Origin of the sequence: Phreatobacter sp., assembly GCF_027532945.1 — a bacterium.
Classification (GTDB): Bacteria; Pseudomonadota; Alphaproteobacteria; order Rhizobiales; family Phreatobacteraceae; genus Phreatobacter.
The window spans coordinates 173078-193312 of record NZ_JAPZTZ010000017.1 but is presented as its reverse complement, the minus strand read 5'-3'; the positions used below and the strand labels follow the sequence as shown (position 1 = coordinate 193312).

The 20235-nt window shown below is 68.3% G+C and carries 20 protein-coding genes; 14 read left to right on the top strand and 6 right to left on the bottom strand.

The window, feature by feature from the left end; genetic code table 11:
• From O9344_RS14055 to hydA, 3 genes are read right to left on the bottom strand one after another with little or no spacing between them, the layout of a single operon-like run.
• Complete coding sequence (locus tag O9344_RS14055) at nucleotides 1-2058, bottom strand: M3 family metallopeptidase (RefSeq protein ID WP_298478366.1); 2058 nt, start codon at nucleotides 2056-2058, stop codon at nucleotides 1-3.
• A 42-nt stretch (nucleotides 2059-2100) separates the two neighbouring features.
• Complete coding sequence (locus tag O9344_RS14050) at nucleotides 2101-2562, bottom strand: NUDIX domain-containing protein (RefSeq protein ID WP_298478363.1); 462 nt, start codon at nucleotides 2560-2562, stop codon at nucleotides 2101-2103.
• The gene (gene hydA, locus O9344_RS14045; protein ID WP_298478360.1) at nucleotides 2559-4040 is read right to left on the bottom strand and encodes a dihydropyrimidinase; all 1482 of its coding nucleotides are present in this window, start codon (nucleotides 4038-4040) and stop codon (nucleotides 2559-2561) included. Before hydA ends, O9344_RS14050 begins: the two co-directional genes overlap by 4 nt.
• A 71-nt stretch (nucleotides 4041-4111) precedes the next feature.
• Here hydA and O9344_RS14040 point away from each other — a divergent pair, with 71 nt between their 5' ends.
• The 9 genes from O9344_RS14040 to O9344_RS14000 all read left to right on the top strand — a co-directional run bounded on the left by O9344_RS14040 (nucleotide 4112) and on the right by O9344_RS14000 (nucleotide 13407).
• A complete protein-coding gene (locus tag O9344_RS14040) occupies nucleotides 4112-4771 on the top strand; it encodes an aspartate/glutamate racemase family protein (RefSeq protein WP_298478357.1) in 660 nt (219 codons plus the stop codon).
• 63 nt (nucleotides 4772-4834) lie between these two features.
• A complete protein-coding gene (locus O9344_RS14035) occupies nucleotides 4835-5929 on the top strand; it encodes a microcin C ABC transporter permease YejB (RefSeq protein WP_298478354.1) in 1095 nt (364 codons plus the stop codon).
• Between the two features lie 3 nt (nucleotides 5930-5932).
• Nucleotides 5933-7096 carry an ABC transporter permease gene (locus tag O9344_RS14030; protein ID WP_298478351.1) on the top strand — a complete coding sequence of 388 codons (1164 nt, stop codon included), beginning with the start codon at nucleotides 5933-5935 and terminating at the stop codon, nucleotides 7094-7096.
• 20 nt (nucleotides 7097-7116) lie between these two features.
• Nucleotides 7117-7353, top strand: coding sequence for a hypothetical protein (locus O9344_RS14025; RefSeq protein WP_298478349.1), 237 nt, complete (start codon nucleotides 7117-7119; stop codon nucleotides 7351-7353).
• Nucleotides 7350-7814, top strand: coding sequence for a PIN domain-containing protein (locus O9344_RS14020; protein WP_298478347.1), 465 nt, complete (start codon nucleotides 7350-7352; stop codon nucleotides 7812-7814). Before O9344_RS14025 ends, O9344_RS14020 begins: the two co-directional genes overlap by 4 nt.
• 10 nt (nucleotides 7815-7824) lie before the next feature.
• On the top strand, nucleotides 7825-9459 hold the full coding sequence (locus O9344_RS14015; protein ID WP_298478345.1) for an ABC transporter ATP-binding protein: 1635 nt from the start codon (nucleotides 7825-7827) through the stop codon (nucleotides 9457-9459).
• Entirely contained in the window at nucleotides 9456-10406 is a 951-nt protein-coding gene (locus tag O9344_RS14010) for a glyoxylate/hydroxypyruvate reductase A (RefSeq protein ID WP_298478342.1), read from the top strand. Before O9344_RS14015 ends, O9344_RS14010 begins: the two co-directional genes overlap by 4 nt.
• A 293-nt stretch (nucleotides 10407-10699) precedes the next feature.
• Nucleotides 10700-12637 carry a HAMP domain-containing methyl-accepting chemotaxis protein gene (locus tag O9344_RS14005; protein ID WP_298478339.1) on the top strand — a complete coding sequence of 646 codons (1938 nt, stop codon included), beginning with the start codon at nucleotides 10700-10702 and terminating at the stop codon, nucleotides 12635-12637.
• 77 nt (nucleotides 12638-12714) lie between these two features.
• Nucleotides 12715-13407, top strand: coding sequence for a DsbA family protein (locus tag O9344_RS14000; RefSeq protein ID WP_298478336.1), 693 nt, complete (start codon nucleotides 12715-12717; stop codon nucleotides 13405-13407).
• A 3-nt stretch (nucleotides 13408-13410) separates the two neighbouring features.
• Here the strand turns inward: O9344_RS14000 and O9344_RS13995 are convergent, their stop codons facing one another.
• Both O9344_RS13995 and O9344_RS13990 read right to left on the bottom strand, forming a co-directional pair.
• Nucleotides 13411-14277 (bottom strand): NlpC/P60 family protein, encoded by an 867-nt coding sequence (locus O9344_RS13995; RefSeq protein WP_298478333.1) that lies wholly within the window; start codon nucleotides 14275-14277, stop codon nucleotides 13411-13413.
• 47 nt (nucleotides 14278-14324) lie between these two features.
• Nucleotides 14325-14675, bottom strand: a complete 351-nt coding sequence (locus O9344_RS13990) for a MarR family winged helix-turn-helix transcriptional regulator (RefSeq protein WP_298478330.1) — start codon at nucleotides 14673-14675, stop codon at nucleotides 14325-14327.
• 122 nt (nucleotides 14676-14797) lie between these two features.
• On the opposite strand from O9344_RS13990, the gene O9344_RS13985 reads away from it, so the two are divergent.
• Both O9344_RS13985 and O9344_RS13980 read left to right on the top strand, forming a co-directional pair.
• The gene (locus O9344_RS13985) at nucleotides 14798-15271 is read left to right on the top strand and encodes a VTT domain-containing protein (RefSeq protein WP_298478326.1); all 474 of its coding nucleotides are present in this window, start codon (nucleotides 14798-14800) and stop codon (nucleotides 15269-15271) included.
• A 101-nt stretch (nucleotides 15272-15372) separates the two neighbouring features.
• A complete protein-coding gene (locus tag O9344_RS13980; RefSeq protein ID WP_298478323.1) occupies nucleotides 15373-16335 on the top strand; it encodes a complex I NDUFA9 subunit family protein in 963 nt (320 codons plus the stop codon).
• Between the two features lie 4 nt (nucleotides 16336-16339).
• On the opposite strand, the gene O9344_RS13975 is transcribed toward O9344_RS13980, so the two are convergent.
• Nucleotides 16340-17143, bottom strand: a complete 804-nt coding sequence (locus O9344_RS13975) for an undecaprenyl-diphosphate phosphatase (RefSeq protein WP_298478320.1) — start codon at nucleotides 17141-17143, stop codon at nucleotides 16340-16342.
• Nucleotides 17144-17418: 275 nt separating this feature from the next.
• On the opposite strand from O9344_RS13975, the gene O9344_RS13970 reads away from it, so the two are divergent.
• The 3 genes from O9344_RS13970 (at nucleotide 17419) to O9344_RS13960 (ending at nucleotide 20197) form a co-directional block, all read left to right on the top strand.
• Entirely contained in the window at nucleotides 17419-18111 is a 693-nt protein-coding gene (locus O9344_RS13970; RefSeq protein WP_298478317.1) for a glutathione S-transferase family protein, read from the top strand.
• Between the two features lie 14 nt (nucleotides 18112-18125).
• Nucleotides 18126-19235 (top strand): tRNA epoxyqueuosine(34) reductase QueG, encoded by a 1110-nt coding sequence (gene queG / locus O9344_RS13965; protein WP_298478578.1) that lies wholly within the window; start codon nucleotides 18126-18128, stop codon nucleotides 19233-19235.
• 74 nt (nucleotides 19236-19309) lie between these two features.
• On the top strand, nucleotides 19310-20197 hold the full coding sequence (locus tag O9344_RS13960) for an NAD-dependent epimerase/dehydratase family protein (protein ID WP_298478314.1): 888 nt from the start codon (nucleotides 19310-19312) through the stop codon (nucleotides 20195-20197).
• Nucleotides 20198-20235: the final 38 nt, after the last annotated feature.

The window sequence follows — 20235 nt, the reverse complement described above, 5'->3', positions numbered from 1 at the left end:
TCAGGCCGCCGTCGCCAGGCCCCGCTTCACCAGCAGCGCTTCCGGGTCGGGCTCGCGCCCACGGAAGGCCACATAGGCCTCCATGGGGTCGCGGCTGTTGCCGGCGGAATAGACATAGGCGCCGAGCCGCTCAGCGAGCTTCGGATCGAAGGGATCGCCCGTCTCCTCGAAGGCGGCGAAGCCATCGGCGTCGAGAACCTCCGACCACATGTAGCTATAATAGCCGGCCGAATAGCCGTCACCGGAGAAGACATGGGCGAAATGCGGCGTGCGGTGACGCATGACGAGCCCGTCGGGCATGCCGATGCGCTTCAGCTCCTGCACCTCGAAGGCAATGGGGTCGAGGCCGTTGGCTTCGGAGAGCGAGTGGAAGGCGAGATCGACGAGGGCCGAGGAGACATATTCCACCGTCGCGAAACCCTGGTTGAAGGTGCGCGCGGCAATGAGCTTGTCGATGAGGGCCTGCGGCATGGCCTCGCCCGTCTCGGCATGGATGGCGAAGCGGGAGAGCACCTCGGGCCGCTCCAGCCAGTGTTCGTAGAGCTGCGAGGGGAATTCGACGAAGTCACGCGCGACCGACGTGCCGGAGAGCAGCGGATAGGTGACGTTCGAGAGAAGCCCGTGCAGCCCGTGGCCGAACTCGTGGAACAGGGTCCGCGCATCGTCGAAGGAAAGCAGCGCCGGCTTGCCCTCCGGCGGCTTCGCAAAATTCATGACATTGACAATGGTGGGCAGCACCTCGCCGGAGAGCTTCTCCTGGCTCCGGAAGGCGCTCATCCAGGCGCCCGAGCGCTTGGTCGACCGGGCATAGTAATCGCCGAGAAAGAGGCCGACCGGCTTGCCGTCGCGCAGCATCTCGTAGGCTCGGACATCCGGATGGTAGACCGGCACGTCGTCGCGGCGGCGGAAGGTGACGCCGAAGAGCCTCGTCGCCACGTCGAAGGCGGCCTCGATCATCAGGTCGAGCTGGAAGTACGGCTTCAGCGCCGCCTCATCGATCGCGTAGCGGCGCTGGCGCACCTTCTCGGCATAGAAGCGCCAGTCCCAGGGCTGGATGGCCGCGTTCATCCCCTCCTCGCGGGCGATCTCGGCCAGCGCCTGGCGTTCCTCGCCGGCACGCGCCACGGCACGGGTCCAGACCTTCTCGAGCAGAGCACGCACCGCGTCGGGCGTCTTGGCCATGGTCTCGTCGAGCTTGAAGGCGGCGAAGGTCGGGTAGCCCAGCAGATTGGCCCGCTCGACGCGCAGCTTGACTGTCTCGGCGACGATGGCGGTGTTGTCGCTCTCGCCGCCCATCTCGCCGCGCTTCACCCAGGCCTTGAAGATGGTCTCGCGCAGGTCGCGGCGCGGGGAGAGCGTCAGGAAGGGCTCGACCATGGAGCGGCCGAGGGTCATCACATAGCCGTCGCGGCCGCGATCCTTGGCGGCTTGCGCAAGCGCGCTCTTCAGGAAGTCCGGGAGCCCGGCGACATCGGCCTCGGTGAGGTCGAGCGTCCAGGTGGATTCGTCCTTCAGCACATTCTGGGAGAAGGCAGTGCCGAGCGTCGCGAGCCGCTCGGAGATGCGGCGCATCTCCACCTTGTTGGCCTCGTCCAGCGCGGCGCCGCCGCGCACGAAATTCTTGTAGGTCTTCTCCAGCACCCGCTTCTGCTCGCCCGTGAGGGCGAGGGTGTCGCGCTGGTCATGAAGGGCCTTCACGCGGGCGAAGAGCCGGGCGTCGAGGGTGATGGCATTGCCATGCTGGGCAAGGACGGGGGCCATCTCCCGCTGGATAGCCTGGATCGCGTCGGTCGCGTCCGAACCGGCGAGGTTGAAGAAGACACCGCAGAGACGGTCGAGGGCATGGCCGCCGGTCTCCAGCGCGTCGATCGTGTTGGCGAAGGTCGGCGCTTCCGAATTGGCAGCGATGGTCTCGATCTCGGCGCGATGCTCGGCCAGCGCCTGCTCGAAGGCGGGGCGATAGTCATCAATGCGGATGTCGCCGAAGGGCGCGATGCCGAAGGGCGTGGTCCAGGGGCGGAAGAATGGGTTGTCGGTGGTCTGGGCGGTCTGGGTCATTGGGCCAATGTGGCGGGCAGGACAGGGGTCGGCAAGGGTGGATCAGGGGGCGAGGAGTGCCGACAATCGGGGCGGATAGAGAGCCCAGCCCCGTGCGGCGAGATCGGCGAGGGAGTACCAGCCGGCCGTGCAGGCTGTTCCGTCCGACTCCCTGTAGGTAAAGGCCGCGTCCAGTGGGACCGCACCCTCGTGCAGCGTGACCTCCGCCGCGAAGATGATTTCGTGCCCGACGACACCGCCGAGTTCGAACAGGTTCTCGAAGGCGTGCCAGGGCCCGGCGATGGTGATGGCGCAGCCGAGTTCCTCGCGGAACTCGCGGTGCAGCGCCTGGTCCCGCGTTTCACCGAAGGCGATGGTGCCGCCCAGGGGGCGGACGCCGGCCACGTGACCATCGGAACCCGCAACCTCCGTGACGAGCCACCGATCGCCATGCCGCGCGAGACCGAGGACCTTGACGACCACGACCTGCGGCGGAACCCAGACGGAGCCGCGATCCGCGCTCACAGCACCTCGGCGCCGAAGTTCCGCTTCGGGTCCATGTCCGCGGTGAGCTTGCCGGTGGGCTCGGCCGCCCAGCCGCCGGTGCGCTTCAGCCAGCGCCCCTCGCCCGGCTTGCCGGCGAGCGTGCCACCGGAAACCACCTCGCGGCCGCGCACCAGCACCGTCTCCGGCCAGCCGGTCACGGAGTGGCCGGCGAAGGGCGTGTAGCCGGTGAGATCGTGCATCGCCTCATCGGTGATGGTGACCTGCTTCTGTGGGTCCCAGATGGCGATATCGGCATCGAAACCCGGGGCGATCTGGCCTTTGCCAGGCAGGTTGTAGATCGAGGCGGGCTGGGTCGCCGTCAGCGACACGAAGGCCTCGAGCCCACGGCCGGAGAATTCCGGCCGGCCCTTGGACACCATCGCATCGAAGAGAAGCGGCAGGCGCACCTCGAGGCCCGGCAACCCGTTGGCGATGGTCTTGAAATTGGCATTCGGCCCGCCCGAGAGCTTGCCGGTCTCGTCGAAGCGATAGGGCGCATGGTCGGAGGTCACCGTCTGCAGGTCGCCGAGCGCGAGGGCCTGCCACAGCGCGTCCTGGTCTTCCGCCTCGCGCGGCGGCGGCGAGCACATCCACTTGGCGCCCTCCATGCCCGGCTTGTCGAGGTCGTACTTGGTCATGAACAGATATTGCGGGCAGGTCTCGGCGAAGACCTTGAGGCCCTGCGCCCGCGCGTCGCGCACCACCTGCGCGCCTTCCGCCGTCGAGACGTGGAAGATCATGATCGGCTGGTCGATCAGCGCGGAGAGCGCAATGAGCCGGGTGAAGGCCTCCGCCTCCGAACCGCGCGGATGGCTGATGGCGTGATATTTCGGCGCGACATAGCCCTTCTTGACCAGGCGCTTGCCCATCCACGAGATCATGCCGTGGTTCTCGGCATGGACGCAGACCATGGCCCGGTTCTCGCGGGCGGTGAGCAGCACGTCGAGCAGCGGCTCATCGTCGACCTTGATGAGGTCGTAGGTCATGAAGATCTTCACCGAGGCATGGCCCTCGCGGATCAGCTCGGGAAGGTCCTTGGTAATGGTCTTCTCGTCGGGATTGGCGACGATGAGGTGGAAGGCATAGTCGATGAGCGCGCCGCGCTCGGCCAGCACGCTGTAGTCGTCGACCACCTTGCGCAGGTCCTTGCCGCGATGCTGCGCAGCAAAGGAGATCACCGTCGTGTTGCCGCCGAAGGCCGCCGAGGTCGTGGCGCTTTCGAACGTATCGGCATTGAGCAGCCCGCCCGCCGAGACCTGCTCGATATGGGTGTGGCTGTCGATGCCGCCGGGCAGCACCAGCTTGCCCGTGGCGTCGATCGTCCGCACGCCGTCGCCAAGCCCGAGGCCGACCGCCGCGACCTTGCCGTCGCGGATGCCGACATCGGCGGTGAAATGGCCGGTGGCGGTTCCAACCGTGCCGCCGCGGATGACGAGGTCGAAGGGCGAGGCAGGCATGTCGTGCTCCGGCTGGACGCGGGGGTATGGAGGCCCGACAATAGACCGACCTTCAGCCGCGACGGTACCTCATGGCACGCAGACCCCGTATCCTCGTCATCAATCCAAATTCCAACGAGGCCGTCACCGAGGGCCTGCGCCAGGCCGTCAAGCCGCTGACCTATGCCGACGGGCCGGAGATCGTCTGCGAGACGCTCGCTGAGGGCCCCTTCGGCGTCGAGACGCAGGAACATGTGGAGAGCATCACCCTGCCGCTGCGCCGCAAGGTGGAGGCGACCAACGACGCCGACGCCTTCATCATCGCCTGCTATTCCGATCCTGGCCTCTTCGTGGCCCGCGAAGGCACCAGCCGCCCGGTCTTCGGCATTGCCGAATGCGGCGTCCTCACCGCGCTGGCCCGCGCCGACCGCTTCGGCGTCATCGCCATCAAGTCGCGCTCCATCCCCCGCCACATCCGCTACCTCCGCCAGATGGGCCTGATGGAGCGCCTCGCCCGCGAGCGGCCGCTGGAAATGTCGGTCGCCGAGACAGCCTCGGGCGAGGGCACGCTCGCCCGCATGATCGCGGTCGGCCGCGAGCTCAAGGACCTCGACGGCGCCGGCGCCATCGTCATGGGCTGCGCCGGCATGGCCCGGCACCGGAAGCCGCTCGAGGACGCCCTCGGCATTCCGGTGATCGACCCGACCCAGGCCGCGGTCACCATGGCCATTGGCACGCTGGCGGTGGGGTGAGCCCATCAAGGCGCGGCGGCACCCGCTATTGACGGCGGACTCGGCACACACGAGTCTGCCGCCATGCTGACCTACATCATCCGGCGAATCCTGCTGATGGTGCCGACCATCCTCGGCATCATGCTGATCTCCTTCCTGGTGGTGCAATTCGCCCCCGGCGGGCCGGTGGAACGCGTCATCGCCCAGCTCACCGGCAATGACGTCTCGGCGACGCAGCGGGTCTCCGGCGGCGGGGCGGATGCCGCCCAGGCGGGTGCGGTGGAGGCGGCGAACTCCTCCTATCGCGGCGCGCAGGGTCTCGACCCACAGTTCATCGCCCAGCTCGAAAAGCAGTTCGGCTTCGACAAGCCGGCCCACGAGCGCTTCCTCCTGATGATCTGGAACTATGCGCGGTTCGACTTCGGCAAGAGCTATTTCCGCGACGTCTCGGTGCTGCAGCTGATCGGCGAGAAGCTGCCCGTATCGATCTCGCTCGGGCTCTGGCTGACGCTGCTGACCTATCTCGTGTCGATCCCGCTCGGCATCCGCAAGGCGATGAAGGACGGCTCGCGCTTCGACGTCTGGACCTCCGCCGTCATCGTCGTCGGCTATGCGATCCCCGGCTTCCTCTTTGCCATCCTGCTCATCGTGCTCTTTGCCGGCGGTTCGTTCCTGGACTGGTTCCCCTTGCGCGGCCTGTGGTCGGACAATTGGTCGGAGATGAGCCTCGGCCAGAAGATCCTCGACTATCTCTGGCACCTCGCCCTGCCGATCACCGCCATGGCACTGGGCGCCTTTGCCACCATGACGCTGCTGACGAAGAACTCGTTCCTCGACGAGATCCGCAAGCAATATGTCACGACCGCCCGCGCCAAGGGCCTCGACGAGCACCAGGTGCTCTATGGCCACGTCTTCCGCAACGCCATGCTCATCGTCATCGCCGGCTTTCCCGGCGCCTTCGTCCACGCCTTCTTCACCGGATCGCTGCTGATCGAGACGATCTTCTCCCTCGACGGACTCGGCCTGCTCGGCTTCGAGAGCGTGCTCAACCGCGACTATCCCGTGGTTTTCGCCACCCTCTTCATCTTCTCGCTCGTCGGCCTGGTGGTGAACCTCATCTCCGACCTCATGTACACCTGGGTCGATCCGCGCATCGACTTCGAGGCGCGGGAGGTCTGAGCCATGAGCGATGCCGTCCTGCGCTCCGCCGAAGCCGCGCCGCGCCCGCGCCTCTCGCCGCTGAACCAGCGCCGCCTCGCCAATTTCCGCGCCAACAAGCGGGGGCTGTGGAGCCTCAGGATCTTCCTCGCGCTCTTCACCCTCACCCTTTTCGCCGAGTTCATCGCCAATGACCGGCCGCTCTTCATCCGCCTCGAGGGCCAGTCCTTCTTCCCTGCGGTGATGGCCTATTCCGAGCGCCAGCTCGGCGGCGAGTTCGAGACCCCGGCCGACTACAAGGACCCCTTCCTGCTCGACCATTTCGCCGAGAAGGGCGCGACGGTCATCTGGCCGCTCATCCGCCACAACTATTCCTCCACCGTGAAGGACCCGGTGACGCCCTTCCCCTCCGCCCCCACCTGGGCGCAGCGGCAGCGCCTGCCGGACTGCGCCGCAGCACTGGCCAAGCCACGCGGCGAGCGGCCCCACGGCTCCAGCTATTGCGAGATCGGCAACTGGAACTGGCTCGGCACCGACGACCAGGGCCGCGACGTGCTCGCCCGCGTCATCTACGGCTTCCGCATCTCCGTGCTCTTCGGCCTGGCGCTGACGCTGATCTCCTCGGTCATCGGCATCGCGGCAGGCGCCGTGCAGGGCTATTTCGGCGGCTGGACGGACCTGCTGTTCCAGCGCTTCATCGAGATCTGGACCGCCATCCCCTCGCTCTACCTGCTGCTCATCATTTCCTCGGTGCTGGCGCCGAGCTTCTTCGTCCTGCTCGGCATCCTGCTGCTCTTCTCCTGGGTGACACTGGTCAGCGTGGTGCGCGCCGAATTCCTGCGCGCCCGAAACTTCGAGTACGTCAATGCCGCACGCGCCCTCGGCGTTTCCTCGGGCACCATCATGCGCCGGCATCTCCTGCCCAACGCCATGGTGGCGACCATCACCTTCATGCCCTTCGTGCTGTCGGGCAGCGTGATGACGCTCACCGCCCTCGACTTCCTCGGCTTCGGCCTGCCGGTCGGCTCGCCCTCGCTCGGCGAACTGCTCCAGCAGGGCAAGTCGAACCTCCAGGCGCCCTGGCTGGCGCTGACCGGCTTCTGCACGGTGGCGTTGATGCTCTCGCTGCTGATCTTCGTCGGCGAGGCGGTCCGCGACGCTTTCGACCCCCGCAAGACCTTCGCCTGACGCTGTGGTAGGATCGGGCCATGAACGAGGTCGTCCGCAAGATCGTTAGGGTTGCCGACCTGCCGGAGCATCTGCGGGCCGGTCTCGACCCGTCGCGCCCCGTCGAGATCGTGCAGCACGCGGCCGAGGCCTCGCCGGAGTCATCCTCGGTCGCCAAGCTGCGGGCCAGGCTGGCGCATCTGGATTACCCGCGCTTCGACAACTGGGCGGATATCGTCGCCCATGTCCGGCACGTGCGCGACGGTGAAGCCCCTTGAGCGAGCCGGAATTGGAGCGCGTCTACCTCGATGCCAACGCGTTCATCGGCATTGTGGAGGGAACCGGACCGCGCACGGATCGCCTGGCGCCCCTTTTCGACCGCATCGCAGAAGGCCGGCTGGCGGGATGGACGAGCGAGCTCACCCTGGCCGAGGTGCTGGTGCAACCCTTGAGGCGTGGCGACGATGAGACGGCCGACGCCTACCGGGACATTCTCTCGCCGCGCTGGCGTATGGTTCTGGCCGGCATCGACCGCCCCATCCTGGAAGCGGCAGCGGCCATCCGCGCCCGCTTTCCGCGCCTGAAACTGCCCGATGCCATCCATGTCGCGACATGCTTGCAGACCGGGTGCGCGGCCTTCGTCTCTGCCGATCGCGAACTGCCTCTTCCCGCGGCGGTAAGGCTGGTCAATCCGGACACACCTGCCGATGTCGATCGCTATCTGACGGCCCTGCCCTGACAAGGACGCCATGACCGCCGACACGCCCCTCCTTTCCGTCCAGGACCTCTCCGTCGCCTTCCGGCAGGGCGGGCGGGACAGCCTCGCCGTCGACCGCATCTCCTTCGCCATCCATCGCGGCGAGACGCTGGCCATCGTTGGCGAGAGCGGCTCGGGCAAGTCCGTCTCCGCCCTGTCGGTGATGAAGCTGCTGCCCTATCCGGCCGCCTCCCATCCCTCGGGGCGCATCCTGTTCAAGGGCGAGGACCTCGTCGCCGCCGACGATGCGGCCATCCGCAAGGTGCGCGGCAATGCGGTCAGCATCATCTTTCAGGAGCCGATGACCTCGCTGAACCCGCTGCACACGATCGGGCAGCAGGTCGCCGAACCGCTCATCCTCCACAAGGGCCTGACGGTCGAGGCCGCCCGCGCCAAGGCCGTGGAATGGCTCGGCCGCGTCGGCATTCCCGACCCGGAAGGCCGTCTCGACGCCTATCCGCACCAGCTCTCCGGCGGCCAGCGCCAGCGCGTCATGATCGCCATGGCGCTGGCCAACGAGCCGGACCTGCTCATCGCCGACGAGCCGACCACCGCCCTCGACGTGACAGTGCAGGCGCAGATCCTGACGTTGCTGAAGGACCTCCAGCGCGAACTCGGCATGGCGATCCTCTTCATCACCCACGACCTCGGCATCGTCCGCCGCTTCGCTGATCGCGTCTGCGTCATGCGCCATGGCCGTATCGTCGAGCAGGGGCCGGTCGCCACCATCTTCGAACGGCCGCAGGACCCCTACACCATCGCCCTGATGGCCGCCGAACCGCGGCGCGAGACGCGCGCCGCCGACCCAGATGCACCCGTCATCATGCAGGCCGACGACCTCAAGGTCTGGTTTCCGGTGAAGCGCGGGCTGCTGCGACGCACCGTCGGCCACATCAAGGCGGTGGACGGCATCTCGGTGGCGGTGCGGGAAGGGCACACGCTCGGCATCGTCGGTGAATCCGGCTCGGGCAAGACGACGCTTGGCCTTGCCCTGCTCCGCCTCATCTCCTCCGAAGGGCCCATCGTCTTCATGGGCCGGCCGATCCAGGGCCTCGGCTTCAAGGCCATGCGGCCCAACCGCCGGCAGATGCAGGTGGTCTTCCAGGACCCCTACGGCTCGCTGTCGCCGCGCATGTCGGTGGCCGAGATCGTCGCCGAGGGCCTTGCCATCCACCATGCAGGCCTCACCGAGGACGAGCGCGATGCGCGGGTGGTGGCAGCCCTTGCCGATGTCGGGCTCGACCCGGGGACGCGTCACCGCTACCCCCACGAATTCTCCGGCGGCCAGCGCCAGCGCATCGCCATTGCCCGCGCCATGATCCTCGAGCCGAGCTTCGTCCTGCTGGACGAGCCGACCTCCGCCCTCGACCGCATCGTCCAGGCGCAGATCGTCGACCTGCTGCGCGACCTGCAGGCGAAGCGGAACCTCACATACCTCTTCATCTCCCACGACCTGAAGGTGGTTTCGGCGCTCGCCGACGACATCATCGTCATGAAGGGCGGCAAGGTCGTGGAGCAGGGTCCCGCTGAACGCGTGTTCAAGGCGCCGCAGAACGATTACACCAAGGCGCTGTTCGCAGCCGCCTTCGACCTCGCGCCCGTCTCCAGCGAAAGACCATCGACGTGACCACCCTGCTTCTCGGCATCGGCTCCTGGGATCCCGAACCCTGGCGTGAACGCTTCCAGTCCGCCCTTCCTGGCTGGAAGGTCGTCCTGCCCGGTGAGATCTTCGACCGCCGCGCCGTGCGCTATGGCGCGGCCTGGAAGCAGCCGGAGGGCACTTTCGCCGACCTGCCGCTGCTCGACGCGATCTTCTCGCTCGGCGCCGGCGTCGACCATCTGTTCAAGGACCGCCGCCTCCCCGAGGGCGTGCCGGTCGTGCGCGTCGTCGATCCCGACCTCACCACCCGCATGTCCGAATATGTGGTGATGCACTGTCTCATGGCCCTGCGCCGGGTGCGCGTCTATGAGGGCTTCCAGCGCGACAGGCAGTGGATCGACCTGCGCGACCAGCCGCAGGCGAGTGACATCCGCGTCGGCCTGCTCGGCATGGGCGTGCTCGGCCAGGACGCGGCGATGAAGCTGCGCACCATGGGCTTCAAGGTCGCCGGCTGGAGCCGCCGGCCGAAAGCTGTCGACGGGGTCGAGATGCATCACGGCTCGGACGGCCTCGACGCCGTCGTCGCCACCTCCGACATCCTCGTCGCCATGATGCCGCTCACCGCCGACACGGCGGGCATCCTCGAGGCCAAGCTCTTCGCCCGGATGCCGAAGGCCGAGGCCATTGGCGGCCCGGTCCTCATCAATGTCGGCCGCGGAGGCCTGCAGAACGAGCCGGACATCCTCGCAGCGCTGGAAACCGGCAAGCTCGGCGCTGCGGTGCTGGACGTGTTCCAGACCGAGCCGCTGCCCGCCGATAGCCCGCTCTGGACCCATCCGAAGGTGACGGTGACGCCCCACAACTCGGCGATCTCCTCGCCGCCGGCCATCGCCGCCTATGTGGCCCAGCAGATCAGGACGCACATGGCGGGCGGTGACCTCGTCAACATCGTCGATCCCGCACACGGCTACTGAATGAACCTTCCGCTCGGTAAGCATAGGACAGTTGTCGGCCACACTTTTTTGGTGACGGAGCGGGTTTGACTTAGCGGTTCGTTTACGCAGAGCGACGATGGTGTTTTGCACCTGCGAAGACGTTCCGGAGATCAGCCGTGTTGAATCGCCTCACCGTCAGCGGCCTCGTCAAGGCCGTTGTGTCCATTCTCGCACTGGTGACGGTTGCCCAGTTGGCGATGGGAGCATGGACCTCCTAGACTCAGTATCAGAAGTCTAACCGGATCGCGGCGGTCGTTGATTCGACGACGCATATGTTCACGGCCCTGCACAATCTGCGCGTCGACAGGGCGTCCTCGCGCCGGGCGCTGATCCTCGACGAGGTCCATCCGACGCTGCCCCGCTCGATCGCCCCGCATCGTGAGGCCACAATGCCGGCCTTGCGGGCAGCGCTGGTCAACCTGCGCACGGTCGACTATCCGGGCGCAGCCGCGGCGGCAAGCCAACTGGAATCAGCGATCACCCGCCTGGACGCGATGATGGCGGAAACGGCACGCGCCATAGCCGTTCCGCGGGCCCAGCGCCGGGCCGGCATCGCGGAGGACTATTTCAACCTGACAGACCAGACGATCACGATGCTGGACCGTCTGTCCAGCGAACTGACGAGACTGATCGTCCTCGACGATCCCTTCGTCGACCAGCTGATGGCCATCAAGCAGCACGCCTGGAACGCCCGGCAGGCGGCCGGCGACGTGTCGGTCTTCATCTCCAACCCGCTCGCCGGCATGCCGCTGCCGGAAAATCCCCTCGTCGCCTACACGATCCTCATGACCCGGACGGAGACGTCCTGGGCGGCGGTCGAGCAGCTCGCCGCGAGCCTGTCCCTGCCCCCGAGCTTCGCGGAAGCCATGCAGAAGGCGCGCAGCGGCTTCTTCGACCCGGAATTCACGAAGGTCCTGATGGCGACCCTGAACGCGCTGATCGCCAAGCAGCCGCCGGGCTTCACCCCCAGCCAGTGGACGCAGGTCGCCGTGCCCAGGCTCGGGATGATCCTGTCGGCGGCTGATGCGGCACTCAATGTGGCCGGCGATCATTCGGAAGCCGCCCGCGCAACCGCCTTCCGGAACCTCTTGGTTCAGCTCGGCGCCCTTACCCTCGCCCTCACCTTCGCCGTCGCCGCCCTCGTCCTGATGGCGCGCCGGGTCGTCGGGCCGCTCAACGAGATCAAGGACTCGATGCTACGCCTCGCCAACGGTGACACCAGCGTTGAAAGCCGTTTCGTCACCCGCCGCGACGAGATCGGGGCGCTGGCGGGCGCCATGCAGACCTTCCGCGACAACATGATCGAAGCCGAACGCCTGCGCTCCGAGCAGGGCGCCATGGAGGCCCGCGCCGCCGCCGAACGCCGCACTGCCATGCTGCAGCTCGCCGACAGCTTCCAGGCCGCCGTCGGCGGCGTGGTCGAGACGGTCTCGCGCGCCTCGGGCGAGCTTGAATCTGCCGCCACCCTGCTCTCGCGCACCGCCGAGAATACCCAGGCCCAGTCGGTGGTCGTCGCCTCAGCCTCGGAGGAAGCCTCCGCCAATGTCCAGTCGGTGGCCGGTGCCGCCGAGGAGATGGCGAGCTCCGTGCATGAGATCGGCCGCCAGGTCGCCGAGTCGAGCCGCATGTCGGCGGAAGCCGTGCAGCAGGCCGAGAAGGCCGACCAGCGCATCGCCCAGCTCACGCAGGCCGCCTCGCGCATCGGCGACGTGGTGAAGCTCATCACCGCCATCGCCGAGCAGACCAACCTCCTCGCGCTGAACGCCACGATCGAGGCGGCCCGCGCCGGCGAGGCCGGCAAGGGCTTCGCGGTGGTCGCCTCCGAGGTGAAGCAGCTCGCAACACAGACCGCCAAGGCGACCGAGGAGATCGGCGCCCAGATCGGCGCCATGCAGGCCGCGACCCAGGACTCGGTCGTCGCCATCAAGGAGATCGGCTCGACCATCGACCGCATCTCCGGCGTCGCCGCCGCCATCGCCGCCGCGGTGGAGCAGCAGGGCGCCGCGACCCAGGAAATCTCGCGCAACGTTCAGGAGGCGGCGCAGGGCACCGCCGAGGTCGCGAGCAACATCGCCAGCGTCAATGCCGGGGCGGCCGAGACCGGCTCCGCCTCCAGCCAGGTGCTGAGCGCTGCCCGCTCCCTGTCCCGCGACAGCGAGGTGCTCCAGCGTGAGGTCGCCCGCTTCATCGAGACGGTGAAGGCGGCCTGACGCCCTCACGCAGGCTTGATTGTCCTGAAGGCGGCCGCTCCACGATGGTGCGGCCGCCTTTCATTCGGGACCTCCGCATGACCCTGTCGCGCCGCCTCGCCCTTCTCGCCGGCCTCTCGGGCATCGCCGCCCCGGCCCTGAGCCGCCGCGCCGTCGCCCAGGACGCCTGGTATCCGATCGCCGGCCCCGATGGCCGCGAGGTCCAGAACTTCCGCGTGCCGGTCGAGCTCCAGACCGAGATCATGGCTCTCGACAATGCCGTGCTCCTCGGCGCGCGCGAGGCCGACCTGACGCTGATCGAGGTCTATGATTCCAATTGCAGCTTCTGCCGCCGCGCGGCGATGGATGTGAAGCGCATGACCGAGCGCGACAGCGATCTTGCCGTCTCGCTCGTCAACGCCCCGAGCCTCGGCCTGCCTTCGGTTCAGGCGGCGCGGGTGGAATATGCGGTGAAGCAGCTCGGCGGAGAGGACAAGGCCCGTGCCTTCCACGCCGGCTCCATGGCGATGCGCGGTGTCTTCGACGGACGGCGGGCGCTGGCGCTCGCGGCGGATCTCGGCCTCGACCGCCGGCAGGTCGAGGAGGTCGCCGACCGGCCCGAGACCGGCCGGGTCATCGCTGACGCCGTGCGGCTCGCCAATGCCACCAACCTCGCGGCAACGCCGTCCTGGCTGATCGCCGGAACCGCCGTCATCGGCTGGCCGGGCCGCCCGACCATGGAGCGGATCGTCGCCGCCGTCCGCGACTGCGACAAGCCGGTCTGCACCTGAGGGTCAGGGCCGCCGGACGCTGGTGACCGCGCCGTAGGACTTCTCGCGGATCCGGGCGATGGCGCCGGAGAGCGGCTCCTTCACCACCATCATGTGATGGCCATTGGCGTGGAGGAGTTCGTCCGGCCCCGAGACGATGCCGACATGGCCCTTCCAGAAGACGAGGTCGCCGCGCTGGAGCGCCATCACGTCCCCATCGAAGGGAACCTGCGTCCCGATCGCCTTCTCCTGCATGTCGGTGTCGCGCGGCACGGCGATGCCGCTGGCCTCGAATGCGGTCTGGACGAGACCAGAACAGTCCAGCCCGAAACTGGTGCGTCCGGCCCATAGATAGGGCGAGCCGAGATAGTCCTCGGCGACGGTGACAAAATCCGGTTCCACCTCGGCGACGGGCTTCAGGTGCGAGGCGATGACGTGGGCGCCCGTATCGGTCACGGCAAAGGCCTCGGTGAAGCGCTCGATGGTGAGCAGGCTGTTGCGGTGGAGGATGAAGGTCGGCGGCAGCTTGATGCTCGGCCCGGGATAGAGATGCGTCCGCATCGCCACCACCCGGTGCGTCGTCGGCTTGCCACGCGGCCGGAACGCGCCCGCAATGGCATAGCCGACATAGAGGTCGCGGTCGGACTGGACGTAAACGAAGCCGCCATCCTCGTCGAAGACGGTGACCTCCTCGCCGAGCAGGTATTCGGTGTCGCGGGCGGCATTCATCAGCCGCGAGGGGGCGAGCGGCACCACGGGGAAGCTGGTGCGCATCGGCCGTCCCTCGACGAAGCGGGCACTGTCCACCTGGCCGCGCAGATGGGCGGCGGCGAGATCGGCGCGGGCGGGCGTGAGGCGGCGGTCGAGGCCGGGCGGTAGCGTGAAGGTCATGGCGCCTCCTATCACAAGCCCGCCCCCGGCAAGAAGCCGTTAACGGCTCATGGCGGCAGGGCCGCGGCCTTGGCAGTGACGAGGTCGCCGAGCCGCTCGACGGCCAGTGCGCCGGCCACGGTGCGCTGGATGACGACGTCGCGGCGGTCGTTCTCGTCGCGGCGGCGGGAGACGAGGTCGAGCTTGCCCATGCTGTCGAGCGCCCGGGTGATGACCGGCTTGGTCACGCCGAGCTTGCGGGCAAGGTCGCGCACGTGATGCGGCGGCGGCTCGAGATAGATGGTCAGCAGGATGGCGAGCTGGCGCGACGACAGGTCGGCCTCGCCGTCCTGCACCAGGGCCAGCGAGACCTCGTGCATTAGCTTCATCGCCAGGGACGGGCGCAACACGACGGCCATGGAGACGCGAACCGCTCGAACGCTGGGGGAACTCGTTACGGACCCGTATTAAACGGCCAGCGCGACGCCTGTGCAAGCGCGCGGCGGCGTGGCATGAGGCGAGGGTTAATCCGGAGCCCGCCTTGGTCGCAGACCTCGCCAGCCTCGCCACCATGGCCCTCGCCGCCTTCACCGCCGCAACCCTCCTGCCCGGCGGGTCGGAGGCGGTCTTCATCGCGCTGCTGGCGGCGGGGACGGCGAACCCCTGGGCGCTGTTTGCCGTGGCCGCCATCGCCAATACCGCCGGCGGCATGACCAGCTGGTGGATCGGCACGCAGATCGCCCGCGGCGCCGACAGCGAGGCGGGCCATGCCTGGATGCGCCGCTTTCGTCTGCCTCCTGAAAGCTTCGCCCGCGCCTCCGGCCTGTTCCAGCGCTGGGGCTGGGCAACACTGCTTCTCTGCTGGATGCCGGTGATCGGCGATCCGATCACGCTGGTCGCCGGCATGGCGCGATACCCCGCCCTAACGACAGCGCTGATCACCGGCCTCGCCCGCACCCTGCGCTATGCCGCCATCTGGGGCGCGGGAGCCGGCCTTATCGCGTGGTGGAGCTGAACTCCCCGCGGCGGGGCTGGCCCTGCCGCCACGCCCCTGTACCTGACCCCTGAAATCGACTAATCACGGCCCCGTTCCCCGTGACTGCAAGAGGCATTGCGATGCAGACCTTCGATCGGCTCGTCACCGTCTTCGGCGGTTCGGGATTCGTCGGGCGGCACGTCGTGCGCGCACTGGCCAAGCGCGGCTTCCGCATCCGCGTCGCGGTCCGCCGGCCGGATCTCGCCGGTCATCTGCAGCCGCTTGGCGCGGTCGGCCAGATCCATGCCGTCCAGGCCAACCTGCGCTATCCCGATTCCGTCCGCCAGGCCGTCGCCGGCGCCGAGATCGTCATCAACTGCGTCGGCATCCTCTATGAGACCGGCCGGCAGAAGTTCGATTCGGTCCAGGCCCGCGGCGCCGCCGCTGTCGCCCGCGCCGCGAGCGAGGCCGGCGCCCGCCTCATCCACATCTCGGCCATCGGCGCCGATGCCGAGAGCGCCGCGCTCTATGCCCGCACCAAGGCGGCCGGCGAGGCTGCGGTACGCGAGGCAGCTGCCGATGCGGTGATCCTGCGCCCCTCAATCGTCTTCGGTCCCGAGGACGACTTCTTCAACCGCTTCGCCGCCATGGCGCAGATGTCGCCTGTCCTGCCGCTGGTCGGCGGCGGCGAGACCAGGTTCCAGCCTGTCTTCGTCGGCGACCTCGCCGAGGCCGTCATGGCCGCCGTTGACGGCCGCGCCAATGCGGGCGCGACCTACGAGCTCGGCGGGCCGGCGGTGAAGAGCTTCCGCGAGCTGCTCGAGCTGGTGCTGAAGACCACCCAGCGCAACCGCCTGCTGGTGCCGCTGCCCTTCGGCCTCGCCCGCCTGCAGGCCAAGGTACTGCAGCTGCTGCCCAAGCCCATGCTGACCGAGGACCAGGTCGAGCTGCTGAAGTCCGACAACGTGGTCAGCGAGGCCGCCAAGGCCGAGGGCCGCACCCTCGAGGGGCTCGGCATCCACCCGCAATCGGTGGAGGCCATCGTGCCAAGCTATCTGTGGCGATTCCGCAAGCACGGCCAGTTCGCCGAGCCGGCGCGCTGATCCCTCAGCCGATGAAATAGAGGCCGGCAAGCCCGGCCGCGCCGACGACGATCCGCCAGACGGCGAAGAGCCCGAAGCCGTGGCGGCTCACATAGTCGAGCAGGAAGCGCACGACAAAGAGGCCGGAAATGAAGGCGGCGACGAAGCCGACGCCGATCGTCGTCACGTCCGAGAAGTCGAGGATCTTGTAGTTCTTGTAGAGGTCGTAGGCGAAGGCCCCTGCCATGGTCGGCATGGCGAGGAAGAACGAGAACTCCGCCGCGGCCCGCTTCGTCGTCCCCATCAGCAACGCACCGACGATGGTGGCGCCCGAGCGCGACACGCCGGGGAACAGCGCCGCGCACTGGCAGAGGCCGATCTTCAGCGCCAGCATAGGTGAGAAGCGGAAGGCATTATCTTCGCGCGCCTCGAGCTTCAGCCGGTCGACGACGAGCAGCACGATGCCGCCTAGGATGAGCGCCACGCAGACGAGGTCCGGCCGCTCGAACACCGCCTTGATGCGGCTGTGCAGGACCGCGCCGAGGATCGCCGCCGGCAGGAAGGCGATGAGCACCGAGGCGACGAAGCGCCTCGCCCAGGCATCGGTGGGCAGGCACAGCACCACGCCGAGCAGGCGGGTGAAATAGACCAGCAGGATGGCAAGGATGGCGCCGAGCTGGATCAGCACCTCGAAGGTCTTGCCCGTCGACTGGAAGCCGAGGAAATGGCCGATCAGGATGAGATGGCCGGTGGAGGAGACCGGGATGAACTCGGTCGCGCCCTCGACCACACCGAGGACCAGCGCCTTGGCGAGATTGACGATGTCCATCGGCTCCTCCGCGGCGGGCACAGGAGCCGGCCGTTCCGCCAGATAAGCGCGGCTCCCTTCACGTTCGGTTAAGCATGTTCATCAGGGAAACTGCGGAGGCGGTCGGCGCCCCGGTGCGCCTTTCACCATTGGTCAACCATGACGGATCGTGAACGCCGACACGCGAACAGCACGGTTGTCGGGGCGCGCCTGCGCGGCTATTCACCCGCCTCCACTCCCGTCATGGAAAAACCATTCCGGACCTGTCCAAGGCAGGTCCACCCGGCCTGGAGCGCATGAACCCGATCCTCCATCACCGACCTTTCTGCCCGCATTCCCGCTTCGCCCGGCTGATCCTGGCGGAACGCGGCGTCGAGACGGACCTCGTCGAGGCCCGGCCTTGGGAGCGGCAGGAGGACTTCCTGCGCATGAACCCCGAGGGCAGCACGCCCGTGCTCGAGATCGGCGAGGGCGTCGCGGTGGTGGGCGCCGACGGCATCGCCGCCTGGCTGGACGACACCGATCATGGCGCGGCCGACCGCCGCCTCATGCCGGAGGCGCTGGTGGCGCGGATCGAGGTGCGCCGCCTCACCCGCTGGTTCCATGGCAAGTTCTTCGAGGAGGTCTCGGGCCTGCTCGTCGAGGAGAAGATCGACAAGCGCTTCATCCCGGCCGAGCTCGGCGGTGGCGCGCCGAACACCGCAGCGCTGCGCGCGGCCCGCACCAATATCCGCTATCATCTCGCCTATATCGGCTGGCTGGCGGCCCGCAACGACTGGCTCGCCGGCTCGGCCCTGAGCTATGCCGACCTGGCGGCAGCGGCGCATCTGTCGGTCGTGGACTATCTGGGCGAGGTATCGTGGAACGAAGAACCGGCGGCGAGGGACTGGTACGCGCGGGTGAAGTCGCGCCCCTGCTTCCGGGCGCTGCTGAACGACCGCGTGGTCGGCATGCAGCCGAGCGCGACCTACGCCGATCTCGACTTCTGAGCGATCCGGCCGCGCTGCGGCAGGCGATCGCCGACCGCGCCCGCGCCGAAGGCTTCGACACGATCGGCTTCACCACCCCCGATGCCGTGCCGGAGGCTGCCGCCCGCCTCACCGAGGCCATAGCCGCCGGCCACCACGGCTCCATGGCCTGGATGGAGGAGACCGCCGAGCGCCGCGGCGATCCACGCGTGCTCTGGCCCGAGGCCCGCTCGGTCATCATGCTCGGCGTCAATTACGGGCCGAACGAGAACCCGCTTGACGGCCTCGAAGACCGCGGCGCGGGTCTCCTTTCGGTCTATGCGCGCGGCGACGACTATCACGAGGTCATCAAGGCGCGGCTCAAGGCCGTCGGCCGATGGCTCGCCGAGGAGACGGGCTGCGAGCTCAAGGTCTTCGTCGACACCGCCCCGCTGATGGAGAAGCCGCTTGCCGCGGCCGCCGGCCTCGGCTGGCAGGGCAAGCACACCAACCTCGTCGCGCGCGGCTTCGGCTCCTGGCTCTTCCTCGGCGCCATCATGACGACGCTGGACCTGCCGTCGGACGCGCCCGAGCGCGACCATTGCGGCTCCTGCAGCGCCTGCCTCACCATCTGCCCGACCGCCGCCTTCCCGCGCCCCTATGCGCTCGATGCGCGGCGCTGCCTCAGCTACCTCACCATCGAGAACAAGGGGCCGATCCCCCGCGAGTTCCGCAAGGCCATGGGCAACCGCATCTATGGCTGCGACGACTGCCTCGCCGCCTGCCCCTGGAACAAGTTCGCGCAGGAGGGCCGCAACCTGAAGCTCGCGGCGCGCGATCACCTGAAGCGCCCGGCCCTCGCCGATCTCGCGCGGCTGGACGATGCGGCCTTCCGCGCCCTCTTCACCCGCAGTCCGGTCAAGCGCATCGGCCGCGACCGGTTTCTCCGCAACGTGCTCGTCGCCATCGGCAACAGCGGTGATGATTCCCTGGCGGAGGTTGCCGCCGATCTCCTCGCCGATGCCGCGCCGCTGGTGCGCGGCGCCGCCATCTGGGCGCTGTCCGAGCTCGCGCCGCAGCGGCTGGCGGACGGTCCGCCGGCCACCGAGGCCGATCCCGAGGTTCTCGCCGAATGGGCGGCGGCCGGCGCGATGATGACGCGCTGATCGGCGGCCCCCTCCACCGCGCCGCCGGGACCGGCTAAGGAAGGTGCCTCGTCCCGGTCATTCCGCGGTGCCCCATGCCCCATCTCCTTGTCTTCGGCCTCGGCTATTCCTCGCGCGCCACGATCCGCGCTGCCGGCACGCGCTACGACCGCATCACCGCCACCGTCAGGTCGGCCGACCGCGCGCAGGCCCTGTCCGGGGCGCCCGTCGAGGGCCAGAGCGTCACCGTTCTGCCCTTTGACGGCTCGGACGTGCCGGAGGCTCTGGCCGCGGCCATCGCCTCGGCTGACGACATCCTCATCTCCGCGCCGCCCGGTCCGGCGGGCGACCCGGTGCTGGCTGCCTGTGGCGCCCTGCTCGCCGCCCACCCCCCGCGCGGCGTGGCCTATCTGTCCACCGTCGGCGTCTATGGCGACCATGACGGCGGCTGGGTGGACGAAGAGACCCCGGCAATGCCCTCCAGCATCCGCAGCCGCGAGCGCGTCGAGGCGGAGGCCGTCTGGCAGGCCTTCGGCCGGGCCCACGGGGTGCCCGTCGCGGTGCTGCGCCTCTCGGGGATCTATGGTCCGGGCCAGAACGCGCTGGTGAACCTCGCGCGTGGCACGGCGCGGCGAATCATCAGGCCGGGCCAGGTCTTCAACCGCATCCATGTCGACGACATAGCCCAGGCCGTGCTGGCGAGCTTCGACAGGCGCTATGACGGCATCGTCAACGTCACCGACGACGAACCCTCGCCCGCCCAGGACGTGGTCGCCCATGCCGCCGAGATCCTCGGGCTGCCGGTCCCGCCCGACATTCCCTTCGAGCAAAGCGGCCTCTCGGAGATGGGCCGCAGCTTCTACGACGAGTGCAAGCGGGTCCGGAACGACCGCCTGAAGGGTGAACTGTCCGTTAAGCTCTTGTACCCAAACTACAGGGTGGCGCTCCGGGCATTGGCCGCCGGGGGCGACGGCAGGCGATAGGGAGTTCCGCAGAGTCATCTTGTTATTGCATCGCAGCA

Coding starts and splice junctions, on each gene's coding strand:
- O9344_RS13970 (WP_298478317.1), top strand. CDS start 17,419: ATGAACCCGATCCTCCATCACCGACCTTTCTGCCCGCATTCCCGCTTC.
- O9344_RS13960 (WP_298478314.1), top strand. CDS start 19,310: ATGCCCCATCTCCTTGTCTTCGGCCTCGGCTATTCCTCGCGCGCCACG.
- O9344_RS14030 (WP_298478351.1), top strand. CDS start 5,933: ATGAGCGATGCCGTCCTGCGCTCCGCCGAAGCCGCGCCGCGCCCGCGC.
- O9344_RS13990 (WP_298478330.1), bottom strand. CDS start 14,675: ATGGCCGTCGTGTTGCGCCCGTCCCTGGCGATGAAGCTAATGCACGAG.
- O9344_RS14040 (WP_298478357.1), top strand. CDS start 4,112: ATGGCACGCAGACCCCGTATCCTCGTCATCAATCCAAATTCCAACGAG.
- O9344_RS13995 (WP_298478333.1), bottom strand. CDS start 14,277: ATGACCTTCACGCTACCGCCCGGCCTCGACCGCCGCCTCACGCCCGCC.
- hydA (WP_298478360.1), bottom strand. CDS start 4,040: ATGCCTGCCTCGCCCTTCGACCTCGTCATCCGCGGCGGCACGGTTGGA.
- O9344_RS14000 (WP_298478336.1), top strand. CDS start 12,715: ATGACCCTGTCGCGCCGCCTCGCCCTTCTCGCCGGCCTCTCGGGCATC.
- O9344_RS14035 (WP_298478354.1), top strand. CDS start 4,835: ATGCTGACCTACATCATCCGGCGAATCCTGCTGATGGTGCCGACCATC.
- O9344_RS13975 (WP_298478320.1), bottom strand. CDS start 17,143: ATGGACATCGTCAATCTCGCCAAGGCGCTGGTCCTCGGTGTGGTCGAG.
- O9344_RS14015 (WP_298478345.1), top strand. CDS start 7,825: ATGACCGCCGACACGCCCCTCCTTTCCGTCCAGGACCTCTCCGTCGCC.
- O9344_RS14055 (WP_298478366.1), bottom strand. CDS start 2,058: ATGACCCAGACCGCCCAGACCACCGACAACCCATTCTTCCGCCCCTGG.
- O9344_RS14005 (WP_298478339.1), top strand. CDS start 10,700: ATGTTCACGGCCCTGCACAATCTGCGCGTCGACAGGGCGTCCTCGCGC.
- O9344_RS13980 (WP_298478323.1), top strand. CDS start 15,373: ATGCAGACCTTCGATCGGCTCGTCACCGTCTTCGGCGGTTCGGGATTC.
- O9344_RS14025 (WP_298478349.1), top strand. CDS start 7,117: ATGAACGAGGTCGTCCGCAAGATCGTTAGGGTTGCCGACCTGCCGGAG.